We start from the raw sequence: 26,779 nt of genomic DNA on the forward strand, positions 1-26,779 counted from the left end.
AAGGGGTGACTCAGTGGACTCGTTCTCTCCGACCACCAAGACTCAGGCGGCGCTGACGGCCGCCCTGCAGTCCGCGTCCGCCGCCGGCAACCCGGACATCCGTCCGGCGCACCTGCTGACGGCCCTGCTCGACCAGACCGACGGCATTGCCGCGCCGCTGCTCAAGGCCGTCGGCGTCGACCCGACGGTCGTGCACCGCGAGGCGCAGACCCTGGTCGACCGGCAGCCGAAGGCGACCGGCGCGACCACGCAGCCGCAGCTCGGTCGCGAGGCGATCGCCGCGCTGACCGCCGCCCAGCACCTGGCGACCGAACTCGACGACGAGTACGTCTCCACCGAGCACGTCCTGGTCGGGCTCGCGTCGGGCGACTCCGACATCGCGAAACTGCTTGTCGGACACGGTGCGACGCCGCAGGCGTTGCGGGAGGCGTTCACCGCGGTCCGCGGCAGCGCGCGGGTCACCAGCCCGGACCCGGAGGGCACCTACCAGGCGCTCGAGAAGTACAGCACCGACCTGACGGCCGCGGCGCGGGCGGGCAAGCTCGACCCGGTGATCGGGCGCGACACCGAGATCCGCCGCGTCGTGCAGGTGCTGAGCCGGCGCACCAAGAACAACCCGGTCCTGATCGGCGAGCCCGGTGTCGGCAAGACCGCGATCGTCGAGGGCCTCGCGCAGCGGATCGTCGCCGGCGACGTCCCGGAGTCGTTGCGCGGCAAGACCGTCGTCTCGCTCGACCTCGGTTCGATGGTGGCGGGCGCGAAGTACCGCGGCGAGTTCGAGGAACGCCTCAAGGCCGTGCTCGACGACATCAAGAACAGCGCCGGACAGGTGATCACGTTCATCGACGAGCTGCACACCATCGTCGGCGCAGGCGCGACCGGTGAGTCCGCGATGGACGCCGGCAACATGATCAAGCCGATGCTCGCCCGCGGCGAGCTGCGTCTCGTCGGTGCCACCACCCTCGACGAGTACCGCCGGCACATCGAGAAGGACGCCGCCCTCGAGCGACGCTTCCAGCAGGTGCTCGTCGGCGAGCCGTCCGTCGAGGACACCGTCGGAATCCTGCGCGGGCTCAAGGAGCGGTACGAGGTGCACCACGGCGTGCGCATCACCGACTCGGCTCTCGTCGCGGCGGCGACGCTGTCCGACCGCTACATCACCTCCCGGTTCCTGCCGGACAAGGCGATCGACCTGGTCGACGAGGCCGCGTCGCGGCTGCGCATGGAGATCGACTCCCGTCCCGTCGAGATCGACGAGGTCGAGCGGAAGGTCCGCCAGCTCGAGATCGAGGAGATGGCGCTGACCAAGGAGACCGACGCCGCCTCCCAGGAACGTCTCGCCAAGCTGCGCGAGGAACTGGCCGACGACCGGGAGAAGCTCAGCCAGCTCAACGCGCGCTGGCAGAACGAGAAGCAGGCCATCGACTCGGTCCGCGAGATCAAGGAACAGCTCGAGGTGCTGCGCGGCGAGGAGGAGCGCGCCGAGCGCGACGGCGACCTCGGCAAGGCCGCCGAGCTGCGCTACGGCCGGATCCCGCAGCTGGAGAAGGAGCTCGAGGCTGCCGCCGCCGCGTCGACCGCCGCTTCCGACGGCGACGTGATGCTCAAGGAGGAGGTCGGACCCGACGACGTCGCGGACGTGGTCGCGGCGTGGACCGGCATCCCCGCGGGCCGGATGATGGAGGGCGAGACCGCGAAGCTGCTGCGGATGGAGAGCGAACTCGGCAAGCGGGTGGTCGGTCAGACCGAGGCGGTCCAGGCGGTGTCGGACGCGGTGCGCCGGGCGCGGGCCGGGGTCGCCGACCCGAACCGGCCGACCGGCTCGTTCCTGTTTCTCGGCCCGACCGGTGTCGGCAAGACCGAGCTCGCGAAGGCGTTGGCGGACTTCCTGTTCGACGACGAGCGTGCGATGGTGCGCATCGACATGAGCGAGTACAGCGAGAAGCACTCGGTCGCCCGGCTCGTCGGTGCACCTCCCGGCTACGTCGGGTACGAGTCCGGCGGCCAGCTCACCGAGGCGGTGCGGCGCCGTCCGTACACCGTGGTGCTGTTCGACGAGGTCGAGAAGGCGCATCCGGACGTGTTCGACATCCTGCTGCAGGTGCTCGACGACGGTCGTCTCACCGACGGCCAGGGCCGGACCGTGGACTTCCGCAACACCATCCTGATCCTCACCTCGAACCTCGGTGCGGGTGGTGACCGGGACCAGGTGATGGCGGCCGTGCGGGCGAAGTTCAAGCCGGAGTTCATCAACCGGCTCGACGACGTCGTGATCTTCGACCCGCTGTCGGAGGAGCAGTTGGAGTCGATCGTCGACATCCAGCTCGACCAGCTGTCGACGCGGCTCGCCGCGCGCAGGCTGACGCTCGAGGTCTCCGACTCGGCCCGCTTCTGGCTGGCGGTGCGTGGGTACGACCCGCTGTACGGCGCGCGCCCGCTGCGCCGGCTGATTCAGCAGGCGATCGGCGACCAGCTCGCGAAGAAGCTGCTCGCCGGCGAGGTGCACGACGGGGACACCGTCCCGGTGACCGTCTCCGGAGACGGGGACCACCTCGTGCTGGGCTGACGTCGACGCCGTGCGCGACCGCTCGCGATCGCGCACGGCCCGGGAGCTCTTGTCCGGCAGGGGAAAACAGCACAGGCGCACGGTCCGGGAGGGGGGATCGCAGACCGTGCGCCCGTGTTCTGTCGAGCGACCCGGCTATGGCTCGTGAGGGGCGAGGCCTAGGGGCCGGGTGCTCGGTGCGCCTCGGGCGCCTGGTCGAAACTATCGGCATCATTCGGCACAATGCAACGGCTCACGGCGACCGCGAATGAGACACATCTCACGTATGTCGGGACGCGACAAAGTGGACTTCGTGTGCGTGTCGAGGTGAGGCGGACGCCACACGCCGACTGATCGGCCTCGGTGTGCGTCTGAACGACTGTACAGTTCTTACCGCCGCGTAGGTAGGGGACAGAGCGCACATCAGGGGGCATACACAGTGGTGAGCAGGTCAGGTCGTCCACAGAAGACGGCGATGATCATCGCCCGGCGCATCATCGCGGAGATCGACCGCCGCGGCCTGCAGCCCGGGGACAGGCTGCCCGCGGAGAAGTTGATGCTCGACGAGTACCAGGTCGGCCGCGGCACCCTGCGGGAAGCGCTCCGCTATCTCGAACTGTCCGGTGCGATCTCGCTGAAGCCCGGACCCGGCGGCGGGCCCACGGTGGAGAAGCCGGACGCCTCGCACCTGATGAACAGTCTCGGCCTGGTTCTCCAGTTCGAGGGGGCGCCGTTCTCCACGATCGTCGAGGCGCGAGTCGGTCTCGAGCCGCCGATGGCCCGGCTGGCGGCCGAGCGGATCACCGACGAGCAGCGCGTCCTGCTCGCCGAATCGGTGGCGAAGATGGGGGAGAACCTCAGGGACCTCGAGGTGTTCCTCGAAACCAACAAGGCGTTCCACGACGTCGTCGCGTGGGCGTCGGGCAACGCCCTGTTCGGCCTCCTGATCGACGCGGTCGACGGCATCTTCGCCGGGGTGACACTGGGCGTGGAGTACCCGGCGCAGCGCCGGGCGAGGGTGCACGAGGCGCACACCGCCGTGCTCGACGCCATCGTCGCCGGCGACCCGGACGCCGCCGAAGAGGCGATGCGCGCGCACGTCCTCGAACTCGCCACATACCTGCGGAAGAAGTTCCCGGACGCGCTGGCGAAACCGATCACCTGGGACGCGATGCTGTAGTTTTCGCGCCCCTGGGAAGGCGAGAACCAGCGGTCGTCGTCCGACTCAGGTGGGTCTCAGCCGGCGCCACTACCCTGGACACCCGAACCGCACCCGAGACGGGGCGGACTGTCCGTTGGAGAGAGCAGGGCCGACAGATGAGCAACCCGGACGATCCGCGCAGGCCGGACGAGCGCACGCCCGACGGCACCGAGGCGCTGCCGGTCGGCCCCGATCCGACCGCCGAGTGGTCGAATCGGGGGTCGCGGCCGATGCCCGACCAGCCGACCGAACAGTTCGACGGGGCGCGGTACACCTCCGATCCGTACCAGGCGTACGGCGGCGTGCCCCCGGCCGAGCATCCGACGCAGGCCCACCCCACCCAGGCCTACCCGACGGAGGCGTACCCGACCCAGGCCTACCCGCCCCAGAACGGCGAGCAACCGACGCAGGCCTACCCGACCCAGGCCTACCCGCCCCAGAACGGCGAGCAACCGACGCGGGCCTACCCCACGCAGGGTTACCCGCCGCCTGCGGCGAACCCGACCCAGGCCTACCCCACGTACGAGTCGTACCAGGCGCAGCAGGCGGCGTACCCGACGCAGGCGTACCCGACCTACGACTCGCAGCAGGCTCCGAACCCGACGCAGGCGTATCAGCCGTACGAGGGATCCGGACCGACGCCGGTGGACGAGGAGAAGAAGGGGCCCGGCAAGGGTGTGCTGATAGCCGCGTTCACCGTGGCGGGTCTGCTGCTGGCCGCGGTCATCGGCTTCGGTGTGGCCCTGCTCGGGTCCGGGGGCACCGATTCCTCCACCGCATCGGCGCCGACCACGTCGCATGCGGCGGCCCCGACCACCCCACGCCCGACCACCCCGCCGCGCACCACGCAGCCGGAGATCACCCCGCCCGACCTGTCGCGGATCCCGGGTGGTGTCGGAGAGGCGATCGGCGCGGCCGGTGCCGCGGTCGGCAGCGTGAAGAGCAACGACGGGTCCACGCTGATCCTCGACGGCATCGGGGGTTCCCAAGTCACCGTCACCACCGACTCGTCGACCCGGGTGATCGCGCTCGGCGCGAGGTCGGTCGCGGACCTGAAGACCGGGGAGACCGTCCTGGTCCAGGGCGACCGCGGTTCCGACGGCACCGTCGCCGCGCGCGTGATCATCAGCACCGCCCTCCCGGATCTGGGGCGCGCGGGTGGCAACTGATCGCGACGACTTCGAGCCGAGTGCCGCGCGCGGGCGATCCGCTCGATATGGTTACGTGCAATGACGCTCATCTGGTTCGGACTCTCGGCGATCGCGCTCGCAGGCGCGATCGTGTTGCTGTACATCGACCGCAGTCGCCGTGAGCAGTACGGTCGCGTTCGGCAGATCTGGGCGAAGGCCCAGGGGTACATCTACAACGAGTCCGACGACCAGCTGCCGTCGAACTGGCACCGCGCCGCACTCGCGCGCCAGGAATACCTCGGTGCGGTCGACGTCGTCCACGGCACCCGCCGCGGTGAGACGTTCGTGCTGTTCGATCTGCCGGAGGCCGCGACGATCATCGCGGTGCAGCGGAGCGTCGGCTCGGACGTCGACATCGACCTGCGGCTGAAGTCGACACCGCCGCCGAAGGACTCCGACCTGAACCTGCTCGGTGCGATCGGTCCTCGGGTGGTGTTCGCGACCGATCTCGACATCGCCCGTCGCGTCTGCGATCAGCGGATGGTGACCTTCACCGAGACGGTGCCCCCGCAGGTGCAGATGCTGTGGAGCGAGGGTGACTGGACTCTCGGGTCGCTGCCGATCACCAGCACCGGGCGGGACTGGGACGCCGCGATCGACGCGGTGTCGCGGCTGTCCGGGATCCTGCACGTGCTCCCGCCGGTCACGGAACCCGCGAGCATTCCCGCCGACACCGCGCACGACCCGGGCCGGCCGCTGCCGCATCCGCTCGACCTGCGCGACGACTGACCGGCACTCCACTCGATCCACCGACCTCGGCCGGACGACCGCGGCTACGGGTGTGACGCACGGGGTCCGTGTGGCGTGAGTGGTCCGTTCTGAGTAGATTTCACGCACGTGACTGTTGTGGCGGTAGTGGTTGTTGTTGCCGTTGTTCTCATCGGGTGGGCCGCGGCGGTCGTCCGCCGGCTCCGCCGGTCCGAGGCGACCCTGGCCGCGAGCCGGCACCTGCTCGAGACCGAACTCACCCGCCGCTACGCACAGACCGACGGCCTCGTCTCCGCCGCCCGCGCGGCCGGAATGGACTCCGCGGTCGTCGCCCCGCTCGCCGGTGCCCGGTCGCTGGCGATCGGCGTCCGGGACCAGGGGCTGACGCTCGGTGAGCAGGCCGGGTCGGAGAACGCGCTCTCGGTCGCGCTGCACCGGGTGATCATCGAGGCACTGCACGAGCCGAAGCACAAGAACGACTGGACCATTCAGCGTCCGGTGCTCGACCTGCAGGTCACCGAGGAGCGGATCGCCGGGGCCGCACGCGTCTACAACGACCACGCCGCGCGGATCAACGTCCTGGTCGGGAAGGTGCCGGCCGGTGCGGTCGCCCGGATCCTCGGTGTGCACCGGGCGCCGCTGTTCGAGGCGACTCCGGTCGCCCTCGACATCGCCGACCCCGACGAGCCCGGCGTCGAGACGGTGCCGGCCGGCGAGGGCGCCGCGGTCTAGACCCGCCGCGCGGTGCCCTAGGCTCGTATGCCGACACCGCACGCGAGGAGGAGTGGTCGATGACCGAGAAAGCTGAGCTCGCCGGGCTCGTACGCGAGCTGGCCGTGGTGCACGGAAAGGTCACCCTGTCGTCCGGCAAGGAGGCCGACTACTACGTGGACCTGCGTCGCGCGACGCTGCACCACCGCGCCGGTCCGCTGATCGGCACACTGCTCCGGGAGATGGTCGCGGACTGGGACTTCGACGCCGTCGGTGGCCTCACGATGGGCGCCGATCCGGTGGCCCTGGCCGTCATGCACGCGGCCGGTCGGCCGATCGACGCGTTCGTGGTGCGCAAGGCGGCCAAGTCCCACGGCATGCAGCGGCAGATCGAGGGCCCCGACGTCACCGGCAAGCGTGTCCTCGTCGTCGAGGACACGACCACCACCGGCAACTCGCCGCTCACCGCGGTCAGGGCGCTGCGCGACGCCGGTGCGACCGTCGTCGGTGTCGCGACCGTCGTGGATCGGGCAACCGGCGCCGACCAGGTGATCGCCGCCGAGGGTGTCGAGTACCGCGCCCTCCTCGGCCTCGCCGACATCGGACTCTGACGCGGCACCGCCGCCCGTGAGTGATGTGTATCCCCACCGGGGTGAAAGTCGGTCACGGGCGGCGCAGCCGCCTATCGTGGGCCGGTGCCGATCCGCAAGACGACGACCACGCTCGCCGATGGTCGGGAGCTGATCTACTTCGACGACACCGCGCCGTACGTCGGCGGGACCGCGACCCGGGAACTGCGCGACAGCCGCGACCCGGCCCCCGTCGCCGTCACCGGGACGATGCGCTACGACGTGTTGACCGGGGAGTGGGTCGCCCTCGCCTCCCACCGCAACAGCCGCACCTTCCTGCCCGCACCCGACGAGTGCCCGCTGTGCCCGACCAGGCCGGGCCGGCCCGCCACCGAGATCCCCGCCGACGACTACGACGTCGCGGTCTTCGAGAACCGTTTCCCCTCCTTCGCGCTCGGCGCGCAGCCGCCCTCGCCCGAACACGTCGACGGTGAGGCTTTGTGGCCGCAGCGGGCGGCGGCGGGCCGGTGCGAGGTGGTGTGCTTCACCAGCGACCACGACCGCGGGCTCGCGCAGCTGCCGGTGTCGCGGGTGCGGACCGTGCTGGCCGCGCTGGTCGACCGGACCCGGGCCCTGTCCGCCCTCCCGGGGATCGCCCAGGTGTACTGCTTCGAGAACCGCGGCGAGGAGATCGGCGTGACGCTGCGGCACCCGCACGGCCAGATCTACGCCTACCCGGCACTGCCTGCCCGCACCGAGGCGCTGCTGCGGCAGTCGCGCACGCACCACCGGCGAACCGGACGGGTGCTGCTGCGCGACGTCCTCGACGCCGAACGGCGCGCCGGCACCCGGATGGTGATCGAGGCCGAGCACTGGAGCGCGTACGTGCCGGCCGCGGCGCGCTGGCCGGTCGAACTGCACCTGGCGCCGCATCGGGATGTCCCGGACCTGACCGAGCTGACCGACGACGAACTCGACGAACTCGCCGCCCTGTACCGCGACATCCTGACCCGGCTGGACCGCTACTTCGACGGCGTGACCGCGCTGCCGTACATCGCGGGGTGGCACCAGGCGCCGATCGGGGCCGACCGCGGCCTGGGTCGGCTGCACCTGCAGGTGTTCTCCCTGATGCGGGCCCCACATCGGATGAAGTTTCTCGCCGGCTCCGAGTCCGGGATGGGTGCCTGGATCTCCGACACCACCCCGGAGGCGATCGCGGCCCGCTTCCGGGCCGTCGCACCCGATCGGGGCACGCCGTGACGGACTGGCTCGCCGCGCTCTCCGATGCCGGTCTGGCCGACGCCGCGACCGCGCTGTACCGCGCCGAGTTCGGCGGCGAGCCCGACGGCGTGTGGGCGGCACCCGGCCGCGTCAACCTGATCGGCGAGCACGTCGACTACGCCGGTGGGCTGTCGTTGCCGATCGCGCTGCCGCACCGCACCGCCGTCGCGGTCCGCCGCCGCGGGGACGGGCGGCTGCGGGTGCGGTCGGGGTTGGCGCCCTGGGACGGCGCCGTCGCCGACGTCGCCCCGGGGAACCCGCCGGGCTGGGCCGCGTACCTGGCCGGGGTCGTGTGGGCGATGCACCGGGACGGTCTTCTGGGCAGTGACTTCGGAGTCGACGTCGCCGTCGTGTCCGCGGTCCCGATCGGGGCCGGGCTGTCGAGTTCGGCCGCTCTCGAGTGTGCGCTGGCGTTCGCCGTCGCCGACCTGGCGGGTCTGCCCACCGACGACCGCGGGCGGGCGCGCCTCGCGTCGTGCTGCGTGGCCGCGGAGAACGAGATCGCGCTCGCCCCCACCGGGGGAATGGATCAGGCGATCTCGTTGCGCGCCACCGCCGGTCACGCCCTGCTCGTCGACTCCGCGGACGATTCGGTGGCGCCGGTACCGTTCGACCTGGCGGGGCGGGGTATGGCGCTGCTCGTGATCGACACCCGGGCCCCGCATCGGCTCGTCGACGGACAGTACGCGCGACGCCGGACGTCGGTGGAGACGGCGGCGTCCTCGCTCGGGGTGTCCTCGTTGCGGGTCGCCGCGGACCAGGGGGTCGACGTCGCCGTGCTGGACGATCCCGAGCTGGTGCGGCGCGCGCGGCACGTCGTCACCGAGATCGGACGGGTGCGGCAGGCACAGATCCTGTTGGCGTCCGGTCGGTTCCGTGAGATCGGACCCCTGCTGACGGCGTCGCACGTGTCGCTGCGGGACGACTTCGACGTGTCGTGCCCGGAGCTGGACAGCGCCGTCACCGCCGCCCTGGGCGCGGGCGCGCACGGTGCCCGGATGACCGGCGGCGGATTCGGCGGCTCCGCGATCGCGCTCGTCGAGGCGTCCGACGTCGATCGGGTTGCCTGCGAGGTGTCGTCGGCGGCCCGGTCGCGCGGACTCGTCTCCCCCGCCTTCCTGTGCGTCGACGTCGCCGGCGGCCCCGCGACGCGTCTCCGCTGAGTCCCGATGCAGTGAACGGGGGTTCCTGTGCCGTCCGGCCCGCCGGATTGGCACAGGAACCCCCGTTCAACGGTGGAGGTGGGGGTCAGTCGGCGTCGCCGACCGTGAGGGCGGTGGCCTCCTCGATGCTGTGCGGAGCGGGGTCGTGGTCGTCGATGTGCGCCAGGACCCGGCGTCCGGTGGCCAGCACCGCGACCGCGGCGAGGGTGCACACCGCGCCGACCCAGAACGGCAGGTTCGCGTGGTGCTCGCCGAGCTTGCCGGCCAGCCACGGAGCCGCGGCGCCGCCTGCGAACCGGACGAAGCTGTACGCCGCGGAGGCGGTGGAGCGCTCGACCGGCGCGGAGATCATCACCGTCTCGGTGATCAGCGTGTTGTTGACGCCGAGGAAGAGTCCGGCGAGGACGACGCACGTGATCAGCACGGTCTTGTTCTCGGTGAACATCGCCATCACCGCGAGGTCGGCCGCGAACAGGGCGAGCGCCAGCATCATCATCGGCAGGGTGCCGAACCGGCGCTGCAGTCGCGGCGCCAGGAACACCGACGACACCGCCAACGCCACACCCCATCCGAAGAAGATGAAACCGATTGCGTACGTGCCCATGTCGAGTGGGAACGGGGTGTAGGCGAGCAGGGTGAAGAAGCCGTAGTTGTACAGCAGCGCGGTGATCGCGACGGTGAGCAGGCCGCGATGGCGCAGCGCCAGGAACGGTGCCGCCAGCGAGGTGTGGCCGGACTTCGGGGCGGGGGTGGCCGGGAGCATCACCACGATCAGGATGAAGGCGACGGCCATCAGCACCGCGACACCGAAGAACGGTCCGCGCCAGCTGATGTTGCCGAGCACGCCGCCGACCAGCGGGCCGGTCGCGATGCCGATGCCCAGCGCCGCCTCGTAGAGGATGATCGCCTTCGCGACCCCGCCGGAGGCGGCACCGACAATGGTCGCGAGTGCGGTGGCGATGAACAGGGCGTTGCCCAGGCCCCACCCGGCGCGGAAGCCGATGATGCCGCCGACGGTGTCGGACGTGCCGGCGAGCGCCGCGAAGACCACGATGATCGCCAGGCCGGTCAGCAACGTCCGCTTCGGCCCGATCCGGCTCGAGATGGCGCCGGTGACGAGCATCGCGACACCGGTGACGAGCATGTACGAGGTGAACAGCAGCGACACCTGCGACGGGGTGGCGTGCAGTTCCTCGCCGATGGGCTTGAGGATCGGATCGACCAGGCCGATGCCCATGAAGGCGATGACGCTCGCGAACGCGACCGCCCACACCGCCTTGGGCTGGTGCAAGAGGCTGGAACTCTCCGTCGTCGTGGGGGCCGTGGCGGTGGTGGTCACGGTCACCTCCTTTACGTGAAATAGGTTGGTGTCGATAATTTTTCGTTAGCCGCTGGTTCTCGGGTCCTTCAGGAACTCGCGGAGGTCGTGGAGGCTGCGGGACAGCCGTGCGATCCGCTCGGCGTCGAGGTCCCGCATGCGCTCGGCGAGGGATGCGCCGATGTCGTCGCGCGCCGCGGCGAGCCAGTGGTGGCCCGACTCGGTCATCTCGACCACGACGGCGCGTGAGTCGTCGGGGTCGCGCTGACGCCGGACCAGCCCCGCGTCGACGAGTTGCTTGACCAACGCGGTCGCGGTCGGCTGGGACGAGCTGTCGAGGCGGGCGATCTCGCTGATCCGCAGCCCGCCGTACTCCTCGAGGAGGGAGAGTGCGCGCAACCAGGGCCGGGGCCGGTCGCCGCCGGCGATCGACGACGCGAGGCGCGTCAGGCGGGACGCATTGGTGACCAGTTCCGCGAGGACGACGCGTAGCCGCGGGTCGGTGTCGTCTCCGGTGTGGGGATCGGCACTCGTCTCGGGGTCGTTGGTCGTTGCCACCCGGCAATTATTGCATAGGTAAACTATGTATGTAAACAGGCCGATGGGCCGGCTCCTACAGGTCCCGATCCGTGACCACGCCGCTCTGCATCGCCCGCTCGACGAGCCGCGCTCGCTTCGCGTTCTGCGGGAGATCCTCGACGGCGAACTTTCCGAACAGTGCCCGCAGGTGGGTCTTCACCGTCTCGACGGACAGGAACAGCCGGGCCGCGATCTGCTGGTTGGATGCGGGGTTGGCGTAGGTCGTGGGGCGCTTGTACGGGCGGCACAGTTCGAGCAGCACCGCGCGCTGCGCCTCGGTCAGTGACGTCCGGGTCGGCATCGCGTCGGCGACGCCGGTCATGTCGCCGCTGACGTTCTCGGGGAACCGGAACGTCAGCACCGACGACCCCACCCGGATGTGATCGCCGGACCGCAGCCGGCGCCGGCCGGTGATCCGCTCGCCGTTGACGAATGTGCCGTTGCGGGAAAGTCCGTCGTCGACGATGGTCCACTGCGCGGCGATCCGCTCGATCGTCGCGTGCAGGCGGGACACGTTCGTGTCCCAGTGCAGGACGACGTCGGCTTCGGGTGCCCGGCCGAGCGTGAGTTGCGGCCTGTCCTCCGGCAACGCCCTCTCGTGCGGTCGGCCCTCGAGGTCGGTGTAGCGGAGTGAGGGGAGGTACTCATGGTGCGGCACGGGATGATTCATGGCATCGGATCCGTCGGCGAACACTCTTCAGCCGTCGAGGTGCCTCCGGGTCGGAACCGCCTCGGCAGGCTCAGTCTAGTTCCGCGGTGGGCGTCGGGCCAGGGTCGTGAGGGGTGAACGATTTCCACCCCAGGGGCGGTGGTCCCGGTGATGCGCCCGGTGCACGCTGGTGTCGCACCGTGCTCGGGTGTGATCTCGAATGGTGAAGGAAGAGAACGGAAACCGAGGGCATCATGGCCACCGCATGCCGGAATCGCCGTCCGACGCTGTTGATCCCGCACATCGGGCGGGGCACACTGGAGCAACACAGCGCGGAGCTGAGGGGGTGGGGTGGATGAGGCCCCGAAGGACCCGGCTGTGGCGCGCGCTCGGCGCGGTGTTCGGACTGATGGCAGCGATCTGGATCGTCTCCGGTCCCGCCGTGCTCGCGCCCCAGGCCGGGGCTCGTGAAGCGGCCGGTCCGGGGCAACTCGGGCCGATTCCGGTCCCTCCGGCCCAGGCGTTCGTTCCGGGGCTCCCCGGTGGCGGCGGCATTCCCGGCGGCGACCTCCCACCGGGCGGCATCGTCCCCGAGGGCGGAGCGCCCGGCGGCGGTGGTCTGCCGCAGAACTCGCCGGGCACCTACGACTCGCCGGGCACCCACGACCGGCCCGACCCCGGGCCGGATCGTGGAGGCTCCGAGGGTCGTTCGCTCTGTGTCCCGGGCACCTCACCGGACTGTCCGGCACCGGATCCCGGGCCGATCTGCAACGCGGACAACAACTACTGCAGGGGTGGGGAGGCCCCCACGGTCCCGGACCCCGGACCGATCTGCGGGCCGGAGACCAACTACTGCAAGGGCAGGGAGGTGCCCACGGTCCCGGACCCCGGGCCGATCTGCAACGCGGACAACAACTACTGCAGAGGCGGGGAGACCGACGGGCGCACCGTCCCCGACTCGTGCGAGACGAACCCGGCCCTGTGCGACCCGTGCCGGCTCGGTTCATCGCTGCCCGGGTGCGGGTCCACACCCGAGCTGCAGTGCCCGCAAGACCCGGCGAAGTGCGTGCCGCCGGTCACCGAGACCGTCACGTGCCCACCCCTGTGCGCGCCACCGACCAGCGGCATCGAGGGTTGCCCACCGACCTGTCCGCCGCCGGTGGCGGGCACGGCCTGCCCCGCGGACCCGGCGACGTGTCCGCCGCCCCCGGCCGGCCGGCCCGCGAACGGGACGGCGATCCCGGGCCCACCGGCTCCGGGCACCCCCGCCGCCCTCCCGGTCCCGGACCCGACCGTCCCGCCTGCGGCGAACGGCCTGGTGCTCAGCGCGCCCGCAGCGCAACCCGGCGCCGGCCTCACGGTCGCCGGTGCCGGATGCCCACCCGGGAGACCGGTCCGGATGACCTTCGGAGGTGCACCGGCCGGTACCGTCACCGCCGACGAGAAGGGGGCGTTCCAGGCGCCGCTGTCGGCCGGGTCGGTGGACACCGGTCGCTACCAGGTGTCCGCGGACTGCGGTGGAGCGATTCGGAACGCGCCGCTCGACGTGGTTCTGGTCAGCCGCTCCGGCGGCGCGACGTCGACCGCGGTCGTGATCGTGTTCTTCCTCCTGGTCGGACTGCTGGTGTACCGGCGTCGACTGCTGCCGGTGGAGTCACGATGAGGCCCGCGCTGCTCGCAGTCCTGGTGGTGATCCTCGCCGCGCTCGGATTCCAGGCCCCGGCGACCGCGGCGGTCGAGGGTGTGCAGATGTCGGCGACGATCAACGGCCAGGACGTCGCCGGCGCCGGCCAGGACAACCCGGTCCGGTTGGATCCGAACACCGAAGCGCGGGTGAGCATCACGCTGACCAACGGATCCGCGGAACCGCTGAACGTCGCGGCGACCGACCTGACCGGTCACGTCCTCGGGTTGAGCTTCTTCGAGTACCACACCTCGGTCGCCGTCACCGTCGCTCCCGGAGCGACGCAGACCATTGCGTACGCCCTCGACCTGTCCGGGCTGGACGGGCAGGCGACCGGTCTGATCAACGGCTCCCTGCGAGTGCTCGGGGACGGCGGCGCCGACATCGCCGACCTCCCGACCGTCATCGACGTGCGCGGGTCGCTGGTGTCGGTGTACGGACTGTTCGGGCTCGCGATCGCGGTGCTGACCGTGCTCGCCATCGTCGACACCGCGCTCGCGTTGGCCCGGCATCGCCTGCCGGCGAATCGATGGCGGCGCGGAATGCGTTTCCTGACACCGGGTGTCGGCATCGGCCTGGTGCTGGTGTTCACCCTGTCCGCGGTGCGGGTCTGGGTGCCGACCGCCGACAAGTGGCTCCTCGTCGCCGCCGGCTTCGCGATCGGGTTCTTCCTGGTCGGCTACTTCACCCCGACACCGGTCGCCGAGGAGGACGAGGAGGACGAGGAGGAGATGGCGCTCGAGGACGCGGAGGACGCCGACCTCGGCACCGGGCCGCACACGGGACGGGAGCAGCCGTGACCTCCGACCTGGATCTTGTGCGAGAGTCGTTGCCCGCCTACGACGTCGGCGGGGAGATCGGGCGGGGCGGCTGGGGTGTGGTGCTGTCCGGCCGACATCGGGTGCTCGATCGGCCCGTCGCGATCAAACAACTGCCGCCGGCGTTCGCGGCCGACCCCGGTGTCCGACGCCGGTTCACCGCCGAGGGTCGCCTGCTCGCCTCGCTCGACCATCCCCACGTGGTGCCGGTGTACGACTTCGTCGAACACGACGGGCTGTGCCTGCTGGTGATGGAACTGCTGCCCGGCGGGACCGTGTGGAGCCGGTTCACCACGGTCGGGTTCAACGCGCACTCCGCGGTCGCGGTCGCGCTGGCCGGAGCCGCCGGTCTGACCGCCGCACACCACCACGGGATCCTGCACCGGGACGTCAAACCGGAAAACCTGATGTTCGCGGCGTCCGGCGCGGTGAAGGTGACGGACTTCGGCATCGCGAAGGTGGTCGGCGGCGACGAGACCCTCGCGACCCGCACCGGAGACGTTCTCGGCACCCCGTCGTACATCGCCCCGGAACAGGCGCGGGGAAACGAATTGTCCCCCGCCACGGACGTGTACGCGTTGGCGACGATGCTGTACGAGCTCCTGTCGGGAGCGCTGCCCTTCCCCGCCGGCGACTCCGCGATGGCGGTGCTGTTCATGCACGCGTTCGACGATCCGACACCGCTGCGCGAGGCGGCACCGCTGGTGCCGGACTCGATCGCCGAGGTCGTGATGCGGGGACTGGCCACCGACCCGGGCGCCCGGTACGCCACCGCCGAGGAGTTCGGGATCGCGCTCGCCGGTGCGTCCACCGGACGGTGGGGTCCGGGATGGCTTGCCGCGGAGGGGATCCCGGTGATGGGGGCGGATTCGATCGTGACCGCGGCCGGTCTCGGCCGCGTGGCGGGACCGACACCGTCGGGTGACGAGGAGCCGCCGCTGCCGATGACCCGGCCGCACGGCGGAGCCTGCCGGGAAGCCGAGGCCGCAACCGCACAGCCGACCGCGCCCTCCGCGCCGGCCGGGGACACGGTCACCGCGCGGTCCACGGCCGCCGGCGGCCCCGCCGACACCCGCGCCGCCCCCGGGCCGACCGCACCGGCCGGGCCCGCGACCGCCGGGAGGACGGTGCGACCGTCGATCACCGTGCACACCCGCGGTGCCCGGCTCGTCGACGTCGCGAACACCGACCTGGTGCCGGTGCGGTCCGTGTTCACCGTCCCCCCGGCGAAGGTGCCGGTGCTGGTGTCCGTGGGGTTGGCCGTGCTCGCGCTGCTGGTCGCGGTCGTGGGGCTCGGATCGCCGGCGGTCTCGCCGCCACCGCCGGGGGCGGTGACCGTCGCCGGAGCGGATCCGGCCGTCGTCGACCCCGTCCCACTGGACCTGGCCGCGACCGCGCCGGTGACCGTGGCGGCGCCCGTGGCGGGCGACACCGCCACCGTCACGCTGAGCGTCCTCGGGATTCCGGTCGCGCGCCGCAGTGCGCCGCTGATCCCGGGTGCTCCCGCGGTGGCGACGGTCCCGGCGCTCGGCGGAGGCTACCTCGTTGCCGGAGACCTGACCGGGGAGGTCGCGCTGAGCCAGGGCGGGCAGTCCACCCAGTCGTGGAGTTTCCCGGTCCGGACCACGCAGCGGGCGATCACGACCGCGGTCGCGGTCGCCACCGCCGCGGTGCTGCTGTTCGCGTTCGCCTACGTCGAGTCGTTCCTGCGTTCCCTGCGCCGGGGCCGCGCCCGGATCTCCGCGATGGCCGGAACGCCGGTGGTGTCCGCGCTCGCGGGTGTCGGCGTCGTCGCGGCGTCCTGGGTTCTGCTCGGCAGGCAGCCCACCGTCGCCACCGTGATCGTGTCCGCGGGGCTCGCCGCGGGCGCCGGACTCGCCGCCGCGATCGGCGCCGAGCGGATGGGCCGGCTGCGCCGCTACCGGCGAGCCGTCCGCGCCGGGCGGCGGGTGCCGGTCGCCTGAGCTCAGCTGTCGCCGGAGCGGACCGCGGCCGCGAACGCCGTCATCAGCGCGGGATCCTTGACTCCGCGGCTGGATTCGATGCCGCTCGACACGTCGACGCCCCAGGCGCCGGACGTCGCGACCGCACGCGCGACGTTGTCCGGGGTCAGTCCGCCGGCCAGAATCCACCGGCCCGACGGCAGCGCGCTGCGGTCCCGCCAGTCCCACGTCACCCCGGCTCCCGCGACCGCGCCGTCCACGAGCAGCAGATCCGCGCCGAAGTCGTCGGCGATGTCGGCGACGCCGCCGGTGTTGACGGCGCGGATCACCGACAGTCCCGCGTCGTGCAGCGCCGCCACGTCCGCCGCGGACCTCAGGTCGTGCACCTGCACGTGATCCAGTCCCGCGGCACGCGCCGCCGCGACGATCTCGTCGAGGCCCATCCCGACGCACACCCCGACCGCGAGCGTGCCGTCCGGAACCCGCGACCGCAGCCGCGCCGCCTGCTCCGGCGTCACCTGCCGCGGGCTGACCGCGAACACGAATCCGATGGCGTCCACGCCGAGCCCGACCGCCAGGTCCACGGTCGCCTCGTCCCGCAACCCGCACATCTTGATGAACGTCATCGTTTGCCTCCCGCCGGTGTCGGCGACCCAGGATATTCACCCGCGCAGTGCAGGCATCCAGCGGTCGGCGAGTTGCGCGACCCACCGGGACGCGGCCGCCGGCTCGCCGGGCGGCGCTTCGACCAGGACCAGCTCGTCGACCCCGGCCGCGGCGAGCGCGTCGACGTCGCGGACATCGGGCCGGGCCGGCGCCACCGCGACCGTCGGCTCGGCGCCGTCGCGGCCGACTTCCCGGCAGAGTTCGCGAAGCCGGCCGGTGCGTTCGGCGATCGCGTCGACACCGGCCAGGTTGAAGCCGTACCAGCCGTCCCCGACCGTCGCGACCCGACGCAGTGCCGCGTCGCTGTTGCCGCCGAGGAACACCGGTACCCGGCCCGCCGGTTTCGGATTGACGCGGACCGCGTCGAATCGGGCGAACTCGCCGTCGAACGTCGCCGGATCGTCGTGCCACAGCGTCCGCATCGCGGCCACGTACTCGACGGCGCGGTCGGCGCGCCGCGCGAACGGAACGCCGAGCGCCTCGAACTCCTCCCGTGACCAGCCGATGCCGACCCCGAGGGTCAACCGGCCGCCGCTCAGGACGTCGAGGGTCGCGGCCTGCTTCGCGAGCACCACCGGGTTGTGCTCGGCGACCAGCAGCACCCCGGTCGCGAGCCGGATCGTGCGCGTCACCGCGGCCGCGAAACTGAGCCCGATCATCGGGTCGAGCCAGTCGGCGTCCGCAGGCACCGCGATCCGGCCGTCCGCGGAGTACGGGTAGCGGGAGGCGGGCCTCCCGGTGTTCGTCGCGGGATCGACCATCACCACGTGTTCGCCGGCCCACAGTGTCGCGACACCGTGGTTCTCCGCGGCGACCGCGACCGCGTCGATCACCGCGCGGCGGGCACCGGTCCCGATACCCAGTGCATGCAACCCCAGGCGCACAGTCGTGATCGTCGCACGATCCGAGCCGATACGCTCGCCCGCAGACACAGGAAATCCGGAGGTGGGGATGAAGTTCGAACACGCGGTGTTCCTCGGCGCGACCGCGGCCACGGTCGTCGGGGCGGTCACCGAGAACGAGAGGTTGCAGCTGGTCGCGAAGCCGTTGATCGCGCCGGCCCTGGCGGCGCGGGTGCTGCGCCGGCGCGGCAACGTGGACGCCGTCGACACCGGCCTGCTGCTCGGGTCGCTGGCGGCGGCGACCGTCGGCGACGTGTTCATGATCGACCCCGACGACGACACCCGGCTGATGAACGGCGCCCGCTCGTTCGCGGTCATGCAGCTCGGGTACTCGGCGGTCCTCGCCCGACGCGGTGCCCGCCCGACCGTTCCCGCGCTGGTACCGCGGCTGCTCGGGTGGATCGGTGCGTCCGGACTGCTGCGGGCGCGGGCCCGTCGCGTCGCCCCGACCCTCACCGGATACGGCGCGGTCCTGGGTACCACGTCCACCCTGTCCGCGGACCCGGCGCTCGCGCCCGGCGCCCGCGTCGTCGCGGGCACGGTCGTCCCGAACACCGACCCGCGCAGTCGGATCGGCCTCGGCGGACTGCTGTTCACCGGCTCCGACGCGTTGATCGTGGTGCGCCGGTTGTTCGTTCGTTCACAGGCGGGCCGGCGGCTGGTCGAGGGTGTCGTCCTCGCCAGCTACGCCGCCGCGCAGGCCCTGCTCGTCGAGGGCATGACCGAGTAGGCGTCGACGGCCTACGGGCACAGGACGATGCGGTCGCGGTTGTGCGGGTCGACGCGAATCGACACCACCTCGCCCGGCGTGAACCGCTCGTCCATTCCCTCGGGGATCTCGTAGACGACGCTGCCCGCGTACGACTCCTCTCCGGGCACCGTCAGCTGCAGGTGCAGCGACGTGAGGTGTCCGTGGTCGGGGGTCACGGCGAGCCGCCGCGCGCTGTCGATCGTCGCCCAGCCCTCCAGGCCGTTGCGCTCGATCTTGCGGTCCGCGCGCGTCGGCCGGTCCGCCCAGATCATGCCGAGACCGAGCGCCATCCCGAACGCCGCCAGCAGCCCGCAGACCTGGAACGGGACCGTCGCCGGTGGGGTGCGGGGTACCAGCCACCCCAGCCACAGACCGAGGGCCAGCAGGTACCCGGCCGTGATCGCGAGCACGGTCCGCACGATGCGTGCGTGGAACATCGTCGACCTCCACCCCCAGCGTAGGCCCGCGTCCTACGCTGCGGGCATGACCAGACCTGCGGTGGTGATCACCGGTGCGGCGGCGGGAATCGGGCGTGCGACGGCGGAGCGCTTCGCCCGCGACGGTTACCTCGTCGGGGCGTTCGACATCGACGAGACGGGGCTCGCGAGCCTCGCGGACCGGATCGGGGCGGCCGGCGGAACCGTGCACACCGGGATCCTCGACGTCACCGACTCCGGTCAGTGGCGGGATCGGCTCGCCGAGTTCGCGGCGGTGTCCGGTCGGCGGCTCGACGTGCTCGTCAACAATGCGGGTGTGCTGTCGTCGGGACGGTTCGAGTCGATCGACGCCCGCGCCCACCGGGCGATGGTCGACGTCAACGTCGGCGGTGTCGTGGCGGGGTGCCTCGCCGCCCACGAACTCCTCGCCGCGACACCGGATTCGGTGGTCGTGAATCTGTGCTCGGCGTCGGCGATCTACGGGCAGCCCGAGTTGGCGACCTACAGTGCCACCAAGTTCGCGATCCGCGGGCTGACCGAGGCGCTCGAACTCGAGTGGCGCGCACAGGACATCCGGGTGCTCGCGATCTGGCCGCTGTTCGTGCGGACCGCGATGACCGACGACATGGACACCGGTGCCGTCGCCACGCTCGGTATCCGGCTGACTGCCGACGACGTCGCCGCGGAAATCGTGTCGGCGGTGCGACGCCCGCGACGGCTGCTGCCGAAGGTGCACCACCCGGTCGGCAGGCAGACCCGGGCGATGCTGCTCGGCTCCCGGTTCGCCCCGGCCTGGCTCATGCGGGCCCTCAACCGCCGGATCACCCACACCTGACGGCCGGTTTCGTGCGCGCACGACGAGGCTCTAGGGTCGTTCGCACAGCGACGGAAAGGGAGTGGTCGTGAGTTCTCGCCGAATGGTGGCTGCGTTGGGAACGGCGTTTGCCGTGGTGACACTGGCTGCGTGCGGAACATCGGGTGCCGACGAGGCCGCGGCACCGACGACGACGCCGCCGGCGGCACCGACGACCGTCGCGTCGACGACGGCCGCGGCAACCACGACGACCGCCGTCGCGACCACACCGGCGCCGACGACCACGAGCGCCGCGCCGACCACCACGTACCGCCGCAACGAGGCCGTCTACTTCACGTCCCCGGCCGGCGGATTCCAGTGCGGCATCATCGAATTGCCCACCCGCACCGAGGCCGGGTGCCAGGGCGTCACCACTCCGGTCCCGCCGCGCCCGGAGTCCTGCATGGTCGACTGGGGCAGCGGCATCCGGGTCACCGGCACCGCCCGGGCCGAGTTCCTGTGCGCCGGTGGGCTGGTCTACACCTCCGGCGGCGTCGACGCGGTCCTGCCGGTCGGGCAGAAGGTCGCCTCGTTCGGGTTCACCTGTACCTCCGAGGCGAACGGGATCACCTGCCGCAAGGACGACACCGGCCACGGTTTCCGGATCGCGACGAACTCCAACGAGGTCTTCTAGCGTCAACGAGGTCCACCGGGCGCGCCGCGTCGGGTGTGGCCCGGCTCACCATCGAAGGTGTTGAGGTAAGCCTACCCTTGGTCATAGTGTTCGACGCGTCGGCCTCGGCGTGAGGTCGACGACCACTCGATTTCGCACGGCGCCCAGCCGTGCTCGACGCGAAGGACACTCATGGACCTCGACCAGATCATCGGCCTGCTCACCGCGCTCGGCGATTTCGGCAACCTGCTCAGCGGCGCCGGCGACCTGCTCAGCGGCGTGGTCGAGTTCGGTGGCTCCGTCGCGAGCCTGTCCGCGGAGTAGTCCACGGCGAGGGTGGCGGGTGCCCGGACCGGCGCCCGCCACCCTCGGCGCACCCGCCGCGCACCCGACCCCGGGGGTGGGACGTCGGCCTCCGCTCCCGGGCGGGACAATGACCACATGAGTACGACCGGCCCGGGCGGCAGCGAACCCGACCCCACGGGCGGCAGCGAACCCGGCCCCACCGAGTGGGGCGAACACCCGCACGGCGTCGGGCCGTGGCTCGTCGAGCACGGCGAGCCGATTCCGGTCGACCCCCGCTACGACCCCGCGTTGCTGGCGTCCGGCGACCGGCGCAACGTCGTCGACGCCTACCGGTACTGGTCGCGGGAGGCGATCGTCGCCGACATCGACCGCCGCCGCCACCCGTTCCACGTCGCGATCGAGAACTTCGGGCACGACGCGAACATCGGCACCGTGGTCCGCACCGCCAACGCGTTCGCCGCCGCCGCCGTTCACATCGTCGGCCGCCGCCGCTGGAATCGCCGCGGCGCCATGGTCACCGACCGCTACCAGCACATCGTGCACCACCCCACCGCGACGGAACTGTTCGAGTTCGCGGCGACCGAGAACCTCGCCGTGGTCGCCGTCGACAACGTGCCCGGCGCGGAGCCGCTGGAGACGGTGAGCCTGCCGCGCGAGTGCATCCTGCTGTTCGGCCAGGAGGGGCCGGGCGTCAGCGACCACGCCAAGCGCTCGGCGGTGATGACGGTGTCCATCGCCCAGTTCGGTTCCACCCGAAGCATCAACGCCGGGGTGGCCGCCGGGATCGCGATGCACGCCTGGATCAGGCAACACGCTGATCTCCGGCAGTCGTGGTAGCGGATCGTCACAAGAGTAGGCAAGATCGGTTGTCATGCAGTTCGAGTGGTCGGCGCGGGCGGACGCCGCGGAGACGGCGGTCGTCACCCGGCACCTCCGCAAACTGTGGGCGATGCCCGGCACCGGACTCGGGGTCGTGGCCTGGCCACCGGTCCGCCGCGAACGGCTGTTCTTCACCTGGAACTACTGGTGGCAGGCGCACCTGCTGGACTGCGCCGTCGACGCCGCCGACCGGGACCCGACCGCGCGCCGCCGTCGGCGGATCACGAAAATCGTTCGAGCCCATCGGATTCGGAACATCACCGGCTGGACGAATCAGTACTACGACGACATGGCCTGGCTCGCCATCGCGCTCGAGCGGGCGCAGCGGCTGCACCATCTGGACCTGCGCAGGGCGATCGGCGAGCTCGAATCGCAGATCTTCGACGCCTGGGCCCCCGAATCCGGCGGCGGCATCCCGTGGCGCACCCGGTCGGACTTCTTCAACGCGCCGGCGAACGGGCCGGGCGCGATCCTGCTCGCCCGCACCGGCCGGCTGTGGCGGGCCAGGGACATGGTCGACTGGGTCGACGCGACACTGCGCGACCCGGCAACCGGGCTGATCCTCGACGGCATCCGGTTCCCACCGGGCAAACCGGTCCCGGCGGGGATCCTCGACCGGGCCGTCTACTCCTACTGCCAGGGAGTCGTGCTCGGGGCCGAAACGGATCTGGCGCTGCGGCTCGACGAACCCCGGCACCGGCGGCGGGTGCACGCGCTCGTCGACGCCGTCGACAAGCACCTCACCGAGGACGGCGTGATCGCCGGCGGCGGGGGCGGTGACGGCGGACTGTTCGACGGGATCCTCGCCCGCTACCTCGCGTACGTGGCGGCACGCCTTCCGGGCGACGGGGACGCCGACCAGCGCGCCCGCCGGGTCGCGGCGCAGATCGTCCTGGACTCAGCGGAATCGGCGTGGGAGAACCGGCTGCAGGTCGAGGGGCAGCCGCTGTTCGGGTGCGACTGGTCCCGGCCCGCGCGGCTGCCCGGCCTCGGCGACGGGATCGCGACGTTCTCCGGTGGCACCGTCCGCTCCTCCGACATCGCCGAACGCGACCTGTCCGTGCAGTTGGGGGCGTGGATGCTGATGGAGGCCGCGTACGTCGCGGCCGGGACACTGGAGCCGGGCCGGCGCGCGGGCCGGGAGCGGTGAGTGCCGGCCGAACGCGGCCTTGCACCTGACGTGACGTCAGGTTCTAGCGTGCCGGTCATGACCGGACAACACAGCAAGGCGTTGACGTTCGACGAGACCCGGGCGCTGGCGGCGACGCTGGCCGGCGTCGCCGTCGTCACCGCGAGCGCGGAGACGGGTGCCCCCGAGGCGGCGTGGGGCGACGTGTTCGTGTTCGACGCGGGCACCGACGACCGCCGTTTCCCGTTCGCCACGATCGTCACGCGCGACCAGCCCGGGTTCGACACCGCATCGGACCTGGACCGGCCCGGCGTCTTCCGGCTCAACGTCCACGTCGGCCGCGACCGCTTCCGGGACCTGATCGGGTACGGCCCCGCCGAGCACGCCCCGCACCAGGGCGATCACGACTACCGCGAGCCCGACCGGCTGCTGCCGCACCCCGTGTACGCCGCGCAGTCGTGGGTGTCGATCGTCAACCCCGGCCCGCGGTGCACGGAGCTCGCACGGGACCTGCTCGCGGGGGCCCTCGACCGGGAGCGCCGGCGCCGTGGCGGCAGGTGAGTACTCGGTCGGCGAGGTGGCGAGGCTCTCCGGGACCTCGGTGCGGACACTGCACCACTACGACCGGATCGGGTTGCTGACGCCGCACACGCGCAGCGCCGCCGGTCATCGCCGGTACACCGACGTCGATCTGGAACGGCTCCGCCGCATCCTGTACTACCGGGCGCTGGACTTCGCCCTCGACGACATCACCGTGCTGCTCGACGACCCGAACCCGGAGGTGCACCTGCGCCGCCAGCACCGGCTGCTCCGGCAACGGCAGGCCCGGACCGCGGGGCTGCTCGCCGAACTGGAACGGGAGATCGAGGCCCGCCGCCTCGGCATCGCGCTCTCACCCGCCGAGCAACTGGAGATCTTCGGCACCGACCGGTTCGCCGCCCTGTTCGCCGACGCGCGCGGCACCGGAGACGACTGGCGGGCGACGTCGGCGTACACCGCCGACGACTGGCGGGAGATCCGGGCGGAGGCCGACGCGACGATCGCGGCGTTCGCCGCCGCACTGGCGTCCGGCGCGCCGGCCGACTCCACGGCCGCGGTGCGCGCCGCCGAGGACCACCGTCGGCACCTGGAGAGGTGGTTCTTCGACTGCGGCCCCGAGCGTCACACGCGGGTGGCCGAGGAGTACGTCGCCGACCCGGCCGCCGTCACCGAGTGGGACGCCGTCGCACCCGGGTTCGCCCGGTACGTCCACGACGCGATCGTCGCGAACGCGCGGCGAGATCACTCGACCTCGTAGTCCTCGGTCGGCTTGGCGAGTTCCTGCCGGTACTGGCGCACCCCGACGATCGTCCCGACGACGAGGGCGCACACGAGCACCACCAGGACGGCCGGCATCAGCCACGGCACCCGCTCGAGATACTCGCCGGCGTAGAAGCCGAGCAGCAGCAGGACCGGCGCCCACACGAGGGCGCCGATCGTGCTCGCGACGGTGTAGGTGCGGTGATTCATCCGGGCGGCGCCGGCGACGAGCGGGCACAGCGTGCGCACCCACGGGATCCAGCGCGCGATCAGCACCGACCAGAACCCGTGGTGGTCGAGCAGCGCGTTGACCTTGTGCAGGTTCGCGGTGTTGAAGTACCTGCCGTCGCGGCGGGCCGCGAGGTGGTGTCCGCTGCGGTGCCCGATCACGTAGCCGACCTGGTTGCCGGCGACCGCGGCGACGGCCGCGCCGGCCGACAGCAACCACACGTGCGCGGTTCCCGAGGCGTGCCCGGCCAGCACGATGCCGGCCGTCAGCAGCATCGAGTCACCGGGCAGGAACAGGCCGACGATGAACGCGCACTCGAGAAAGACGAACGTCAGGACCAGGACCCACACCACCACCGGCCCGACGGTCGCCAAGGGGCCCGGATCGGGGGCGGCGAGCGTCATCGGGGCTACGGCGTGTGCTCGTCTTGCGGGGTGGGCGAGGTGGCCGACGCGTCGGCGGCACCCCGGCGACCGGCGACCATCTTCCTGCCGATCGCGAGGAGGCCGGGCAACACCGAGACGAACACGATCAGCAGGAAGATCGCCTCGACGTTGTCGCGGATGAACGCGACGTTGCCGAGGAAGTAGCCGAGCACGGTGACGCCGGCGCCCCACAGGATGCCGCCCACGATGTCGAAGGCGAGGAAGGTCCGGTAGTTCATCTTCGACACGCCCGCGATGACCGGCGTGAACGTCCGCACGATCGGCACGAACCGGGCCAGGATGATGGTCTTGGGGCCGTGCTTCTCGAAGAACGCGTGCGACTCGGTGACGTACTCCTGCTTGAAGAAACGCGAATCCTGCTTGCTGAACAGGGCCGGACCGATCCGCCGGCCGATCCAGTACGCGCACTGGTCGCCGAGGATGGCGATCACCGCGACCGAGATCAGCAGCACCCAGATGTTGACCGGGGGGTTCGGCTGGGCGGCGAGCAGGCCGCCGGTGAACAGCAGCGAGTCGCCCGGGAGCAGCGGGAACAGCAGGCCGGTCTCGACGAAGACGATGGCCAGGATCGCCGGGAGCACCGCGTTCTTGAGCGAGGACTCCGTCAGTAGATACATCGGGTCCATCCACTGCGGCATCAAGGCCAGGTTTGTCACGGATTGTCCGCTGTCGGTCACGAGGTCGGTGGCTGCCTGCAGAATCACGCGCATCAGACTACCGGCGATGCCTTAGAGGGCCCTTAATCCCCGATCCCCGGATGCGCAGGAGACGCGGCGCGCTCGGGTTGCCATACTGCTAGGACCACGTGCGCGCCGACACGACCGGCTGCGCCCAACCGACACGTCAACATGGAGGTCAGCTGCCGTGCCCATCGCAACTCCCGAGGTCTACGCCGAGATGCTCGGACGGGCCAAGGAGCACTCCTTCGCCTTCCCCGCCATCAACTGCACCTCGTCCGAGACGATCAACGCGGCCATCAAGGGCTTCGCGGACGCCGGCAGTGACGGCATCATCCAGTTCTCGACCGGTGGCGCCGAGTTCGGCTCGGGCCTCGGCGTCAAGGACATGGTGACCGGCGCCGTCGCGCTCGCCGAGTTCGCGCACGTCGTCGCCGCGAAGTACGACGTCACCATCGCGCTGCACACCGACCACTGCCCGAAGGACAAGCTGGACGGCTTCGTCCGCCCGCTGCTGGCGATCTCGCAGGAGCGCGTCAACAAGGGGCTGAACCCGCTGTTCCAGTCGCACATGTGGGACGGCTCGGCCGTGCCGATCGACGAGAACCTGGCGATCGCTCAGGACCTGCTGAAGCTGTCGAAGGCCGCGAACATCATCCTCGAGGTCGAGATCGGCGTCGTCGGCGGCGAGGAGGACGGCGTCGAGGCCGAGATCAACGAGAAGCTCTACACCTCGCGTGAGGACTTCGAGAAGACGGTCGACGCCCTCGGTGTCGGCGAGAACGGCAAGTACCTGCTCGCGGCCACGTTCGGCAACGTGCACGGCGTGTACAAGCCGGGCAACGTCGTCCTCAAGCCCGAGGTCCTCGCCGAGGGGCAGGCCGTGGCCGCCGCGAAGCTCGGCCTCGCGGCCGGCGCGCAGCCGTTCGACTTCGTCTTCCACGGCGGCTCGGGCTCGCTGAAGTCGGAGATCGAGGAGTCCCTGAAGAACGGTGTCGTGAAGATGAACGTCGACACCGACACCCAGTACGCGTTCTCCCGCCCGATCGCCGGTCACTTCTTCACCAACTACGACGGCGTCCTCAAGGTCGACGGCGAGGTCGGCAACAAGAAGGTCTACGACCCGCGCAGCTACCTGAAGAAGGCCGAGGCCGGCATGACCGAGCGCGTCATCGAGGCCTGCAACGACCTGAAGTCCGCGGGACGTTCCGTCTCCGCCTAGGACCCGTCCGC

The 26,779-nt window shown here is 71.4% G+C and carries 28 protein-coding genes; 20 read left to right on the forward strand and 8 right to left on the reverse strand.

Features of this window, described 5'->3' with window-relative positions; all coding sequences use genetic code 11:
• Window positions 1-13: 13 nt before the first annotated feature.
• The 8 genes from clpB (at window position 14) to galK (ending at window position 9,368) form a co-directional block, all read left to right on the forward strand.
• On the forward strand, window positions 14-2,566 hold the full coding sequence (clpB, locus tag ABD951_RS20420; RefSeq protein WP_345349313.1) for an ATP-dependent chaperone ClpB: 2,553 nt from the start codon (window positions 14-16) through the stop codon (window positions 2,564-2,566).
• Window positions 2,567-3,020: 454 nt separating this feature from the next.
• The gene (locus ABD951_RS20425) at window positions 3,021-3,725 is read left to right on the forward strand and encodes a FadR/GntR family transcriptional regulator (protein WP_345349316.1); all 705 of its coding nucleotides are present in this window, start codon (window positions 3,021-3,023) and stop codon (window positions 3,723-3,725) included.
• A 137-nt stretch (window positions 3,726-3,862) separates the two neighbouring features.
• Window positions 3,863-4,915: a hypothetical protein gene (locus tag ABD951_RS20430; RefSeq protein ID WP_345349319.1), complete on the forward strand. Its 1,053-nt coding sequence runs from the start codon at window positions 3,863-3,865 to the stop codon at window positions 4,913-4,915.
• A 60-nt stretch (window positions 4,916-4,975) separates the two neighbouring features.
• Window positions 4,976-5,665: a type III secretion system chaperone family protein gene (locus tag ABD951_RS20435; RefSeq protein ID WP_345349322.1), complete on the forward strand. Its 690-nt coding sequence runs from the start codon at window positions 4,976-4,978 to the stop codon at window positions 5,663-5,665.
• Window positions 5,666-5,773: 108 nt separating this feature from the next.
• Window positions 5,774-6,376 (forward strand): LemA family protein, encoded by a 603-nt coding sequence (locus tag ABD951_RS20440; RefSeq protein WP_345349325.1) that lies wholly within the window; start codon window positions 5,774-5,776, stop codon window positions 6,374-6,376.
• Window positions 6,377-6,435: 59 nt separating this feature from the next.
• Complete coding sequence (pyrE, locus tag ABD951_RS20445; RefSeq protein ID WP_345349328.1) at window positions 6,436-6,966, forward strand: orotate phosphoribosyltransferase; 531 nt, start codon at window positions 6,436-6,438, stop codon at window positions 6,964-6,966.
• 90 nt (window positions 6,967-7,056) lie between these two features.
• Window positions 7,057-8,184: a galactose-1-phosphate uridylyltransferase gene (gene galT, locus ABD951_RS20450; RefSeq protein WP_345349578.1), complete on the forward strand. Its 1,128-nt coding sequence runs from the start codon at window positions 7,057-7,059 to the stop codon at window positions 8,182-8,184.
• Window positions 8,181-9,368, forward strand: a complete 1,188-nt coding sequence (galK, locus tag ABD951_RS20455; RefSeq protein ID WP_345349331.1) for a galactokinase — start codon at window positions 8,181-8,183, stop codon at window positions 9,366-9,368. Before galT ends, galK begins: the two co-directional genes overlap by 4 nt.
• A gap of 85 nt (window positions 9,369-9,453) precedes the next feature.
• On the opposite strand, the gene ABD951_RS20460 is transcribed toward galK, so the two are convergent.
• The 3 genes from ABD951_RS20460 to ABD951_RS20470 are packed head-to-tail and all read right to left on the reverse strand — an operon-like array spanning window position 9,454 to window position 11,935.
• The gene (locus tag ABD951_RS20460) at window positions 9,454-10,707 is read right to left on the reverse strand and encodes an MFS transporter (protein WP_345349334.1); all 1,254 of its coding nucleotides are present in this window, start codon (window positions 10,705-10,707) and stop codon (window positions 9,454-9,456) included.
• 45 nt (window positions 10,708-10,752) lie between these two features.
• Window positions 10,753-11,244: a MarR family winged helix-turn-helix transcriptional regulator gene (locus ABD951_RS20465; protein WP_345349337.1), complete on the reverse strand. Its 492-nt coding sequence runs from the start codon at window positions 11,242-11,244 to the stop codon at window positions 10,753-10,755.
• A gap of 55 nt (window positions 11,245-11,299) precedes the next feature.
• Window positions 11,300-11,935 (reverse strand): FHA domain-containing protein, encoded by a 636-nt coding sequence (locus ABD951_RS20470; RefSeq protein ID WP_345349340.1) that lies wholly within the window; start codon window positions 11,933-11,935, stop codon window positions 11,300-11,302.
• 334 nt (window positions 11,936-12,269) lie between these two features.
• Between ABD951_RS20470 and ABD951_RS20475 the strand changes: the two genes are divergently transcribed.
• The 3 genes from ABD951_RS20475 to ABD951_RS20485 are packed head-to-tail and all read left to right on the forward strand — an operon-like array spanning window position 12,270 to window position 16,380.
• A complete protein-coding gene (locus tag ABD951_RS20475) occupies window positions 12,270-13,577 on the forward strand; it encodes a hypothetical protein (protein ID WP_345349343.1) in 1,308 nt (435 codons plus the stop codon).
• Complete coding sequence (locus ABD951_RS20480; RefSeq protein ID WP_345349346.1) at window positions 13,574-14,398, forward strand: hypothetical protein; 825 nt, start codon at window positions 13,574-13,576, stop codon at window positions 14,396-14,398. Before ABD951_RS20475 ends, ABD951_RS20480 begins: the two co-directional genes overlap by 4 nt.
• Window positions 14,395-16,380, forward strand: a complete 1,986-nt coding sequence (locus ABD951_RS20485) for a serine/threonine-protein kinase (protein WP_345349349.1) — start codon at window positions 14,395-14,397, stop codon at window positions 16,378-16,380. The genes ABD951_RS20480 and ABD951_RS20485 overlap by 4 nt, the downstream gene beginning before the upstream one ends.
• 2 nt (window positions 16,381-16,382) lie before the next feature.
• Here the strand turns inward: ABD951_RS20485 and ABD951_RS20490 are convergent, their stop codons facing one another.
• On the reverse strand, window positions 16,383-16,985 hold the full coding sequence (locus tag ABD951_RS20490) for a phosphoribosylanthranilate isomerase (RefSeq protein WP_345349352.1): 603 nt from the start codon (window positions 16,983-16,985) through the stop codon (window positions 16,383-16,385).
• A gap of 36 nt (window positions 16,986-17,021) precedes the next feature.
• Window positions 17,022-17,909 carry an LLM class F420-dependent oxidoreductase gene (locus ABD951_RS20495; RefSeq protein WP_345349356.1) on the reverse strand — a complete coding sequence of 296 codons (888 nt, stop codon included), beginning with the start codon at window positions 17,907-17,909 and terminating at the stop codon, window positions 17,022-17,024.
• Window positions 17,910-17,976: 67 nt separating this feature from the next.
• Here ABD951_RS20495 and ABD951_RS20500 point away from each other — a divergent pair, with 67 nt between their 5' ends.
• Window positions 17,977-18,657, forward strand: a complete 681-nt coding sequence (locus ABD951_RS20500) for a lysoplasmalogenase family protein (RefSeq protein ID WP_345349359.1) — start codon at window positions 17,977-17,979, stop codon at window positions 18,655-18,657.
• Window positions 18,658-18,668: 11 nt separating this feature from the next.
• Here ABD951_RS20500 and ABD951_RS20505 read toward each other — a convergent pair whose 3' ends face one another.
• Window positions 18,669-19,115 carry a hypothetical protein gene (locus ABD951_RS20505; RefSeq protein ID WP_345349362.1) on the reverse strand — a complete coding sequence of 149 codons (447 nt, stop codon included), beginning with the start codon at window positions 19,113-19,115 and terminating at the stop codon, window positions 18,669-18,671.
• A gap of 46 nt (window positions 19,116-19,161) precedes the next feature.
• Here ABD951_RS20505 and ABD951_RS20510 point away from each other — a divergent pair, with 46 nt between their 5' ends.
• From ABD951_RS20510 to ABD951_RS20540, 7 genes are all read left to right on the forward strand, one after another.
• A complete protein-coding gene (locus ABD951_RS20510) occupies window positions 19,162-19,950 on the forward strand; it encodes an SDR family oxidoreductase (RefSeq protein WP_345349365.1) in 789 nt (262 codons plus the stop codon).
• 67 nt (window positions 19,951-20,017) lie between these two features.
• Window positions 20,018-20,602 carry a DUF6636 domain-containing protein gene (locus ABD951_RS20515; protein ID WP_345349368.1) on the forward strand — a complete coding sequence of 195 codons (585 nt, stop codon included), beginning with the start codon at window positions 20,018-20,020 and terminating at the stop codon, window positions 20,600-20,602.
• Between the two features lie 171 nt (window positions 20,603-20,773).
• A complete protein-coding gene (locus ABD951_RS20520; protein WP_345349371.1) occupies window positions 20,774-20,905 on the forward strand; it encodes a hypothetical protein in 132 nt (43 codons plus the stop codon).
• A 117-nt stretch (window positions 20,906-21,022) separates the two neighbouring features.
• Window positions 21,023-21,724: a TrmH family RNA methyltransferase gene (locus ABD951_RS20525; RefSeq protein ID WP_345349374.1), complete on the forward strand. Its 702-nt coding sequence runs from the start codon at window positions 21,023-21,025 to the stop codon at window positions 21,722-21,724.
• A 34-nt stretch (window positions 21,725-21,758) separates the two neighbouring features.
• A complete protein-coding gene (locus tag ABD951_RS20530) occupies window positions 21,759-22,916 on the forward strand; it encodes a glycoside hydrolase family 76 protein (RefSeq protein WP_345349377.1) in 1,158 nt (385 codons plus the stop codon).
• Between the two features lie 57 nt (window positions 22,917-22,973).
• On the forward strand, window positions 22,974-23,456 hold the full coding sequence (locus tag ABD951_RS20535; protein WP_345349380.1) for a DUF6194 family protein: 483 nt from the start codon (window positions 22,974-22,976) through the stop codon (window positions 23,454-23,456).
• On the forward strand, window positions 23,443-24,192 hold the full coding sequence (locus ABD951_RS20540) for a MerR family transcriptional regulator (RefSeq protein WP_345349383.1): 750 nt from the start codon (window positions 23,443-23,445) through the stop codon (window positions 24,190-24,192). The genes ABD951_RS20535 and ABD951_RS20540 overlap by 14 nt, the downstream gene beginning before the upstream one ends.
• On the opposite strand, the gene ABD951_RS20545 is transcribed toward ABD951_RS20540, so the two are convergent.
• Together ABD951_RS20545 and ABD951_RS20550 are read right to left on the reverse strand one after the other, a co-directional pair.
• Complete coding sequence (locus ABD951_RS20545; RefSeq protein ID WP_345349386.1) at window positions 24,177-24,827, reverse strand: DedA family protein; 651 nt, start codon at window positions 24,825-24,827, stop codon at window positions 24,177-24,179. The genes ABD951_RS20540 and ABD951_RS20545 overlap by 16 nt on opposite strands.
• Window positions 24,828-24,832: 5 nt before the next feature.
• The gene (locus ABD951_RS20550; protein WP_425569899.1) at window positions 24,833-25,579 is read right to left on the reverse strand and encodes a VTT domain-containing protein; all 747 of its coding nucleotides are present in this window, start codon (window positions 25,577-25,579) and stop codon (window positions 24,833-24,835) included.
• Between the two features lie 154 nt (window positions 25,580-25,733).
• On the opposite strand from ABD951_RS20550, the gene fbaA reads away from it, so the two are divergent.
• Entirely contained in the window at window positions 25,734-26,768 is a 1,035-nt protein-coding gene (gene fbaA, locus ABD951_RS20555; protein WP_345349389.1) for a class II fructose-bisphosphate aldolase, read from the forward strand.
• The last annotated feature ends 11 nt before the right edge of the window (window positions 26,769-26,779 follow it).

It is taken from the genome of Rhodococcus olei (assembly GCF_039540555.1).
GTDB classification, from domain to species: domain Bacteria; phylum Actinomycetota; class Actinomycetes; order Mycobacteriales; family Mycobacteriaceae; genus Rhodococcus_G; species Rhodococcus_G olei.

Coding starts and splice junctions, on each gene's coding strand:
- ABD951_RS20535 (WP_345349380.1), top strand. CDS start 22,974: ATGACCGGACAACACAGCAAGGCGTTGACGTTCGACGAGACCCGGGCG.
- ABD951_RS20545 (WP_345349386.1), bottom strand. CDS start 24,827: ATGACGCTCGCCGCCCCCGATCCGGGCCCCTTGGCGACCGTCGGGCCG.
- pyrE (WP_345349328.1), top strand. CDS start 6,436: ATGACCGAGAAAGCTGAGCTCGCCGGGCTCGTACGCGAGCTGGCCGTG.
- ABD951_RS20510 (WP_345349365.1), top strand. CDS start 19,162: ATGACCAGACCTGCGGTGGTGATCACCGGTGCGGCGGCGGGAATCGGG.
- ABD951_RS20430 (WP_345349319.1), top strand. CDS start 3,863: ATGAGCAACCCGGACGATCCGCGCAGGCCGGACGAGCGCACGCCCGAC.
- ABD951_RS20530 (WP_345349377.1), top strand. CDS start 21,759: ATGCAGTTCGAGTGGTCGGCGCGGGCGGACGCCGCGGAGACGGCGGTC.
- ABD951_RS20470 (WP_345349340.1), bottom strand. CDS start 11,935: ATGAATCATCCCGTGCCGCACCATGAGTACCTCCCCTCACTCCGCTAC.
- ABD951_RS20520 (WP_345349371.1), top strand. CDS start 20,774: ATGGACCTCGACCAGATCATCGGCCTGCTCACCGCGCTCGGCGATTTC.
- ABD951_RS20475 (WP_345349343.1), top strand. CDS start 12,270: ATGAGGCCCCGAAGGACCCGGCTGTGGCGCGCGCTCGGCGCGGTGTTC.
- ABD951_RS20480 (WP_345349346.1), top strand. CDS start 13,574: ATGAGGCCCGCGCTGCTCGCAGTCCTGGTGGTGATCCTCGCCGCGCTC.
- ABD951_RS20550 (WP_425569899.1), bottom strand. CDS start 25,579: ATGCGCGTGATTCTGCAGGCAGCCACCGACCTCGTGACCGACAGCGGA.
- ABD951_RS20525 (WP_345349374.1), top strand. CDS start 21,023: ATGAGTACGACCGGCCCGGGCGGCAGCGAACCCGACCCCACGGGCGGC.
- ABD951_RS20490 (WP_345349352.1), bottom strand. CDS start 16,985: ATGACGTTCATCAAGATGTGCGGGTTGCGGGACGAGGCGACCGTGGAC.
- ABD951_RS20505 (WP_345349362.1), bottom strand. CDS start 19,115: ATGTTCCACGCACGCATCGTGCGGACCGTGCTCGCGATCACGGCCGGG.
- ABD951_RS20425 (WP_345349316.1), top strand. CDS start 3,021: ATGATCATCGCCCGGCGCATCATCGCGGAGATCGACCGCCGCGGCCTG.
- ABD951_RS20435 (WP_345349322.1), top strand. CDS start 4,976: ATGACGCTCATCTGGTTCGGACTCTCGGCGATCGCGCTCGCAGGCGCG.
- ABD951_RS20500 (WP_345349359.1), top strand. CDS start 17,977: ATGAAGTTCGAACACGCGGTGTTCCTCGGCGCGACCGCGGCCACGGTC.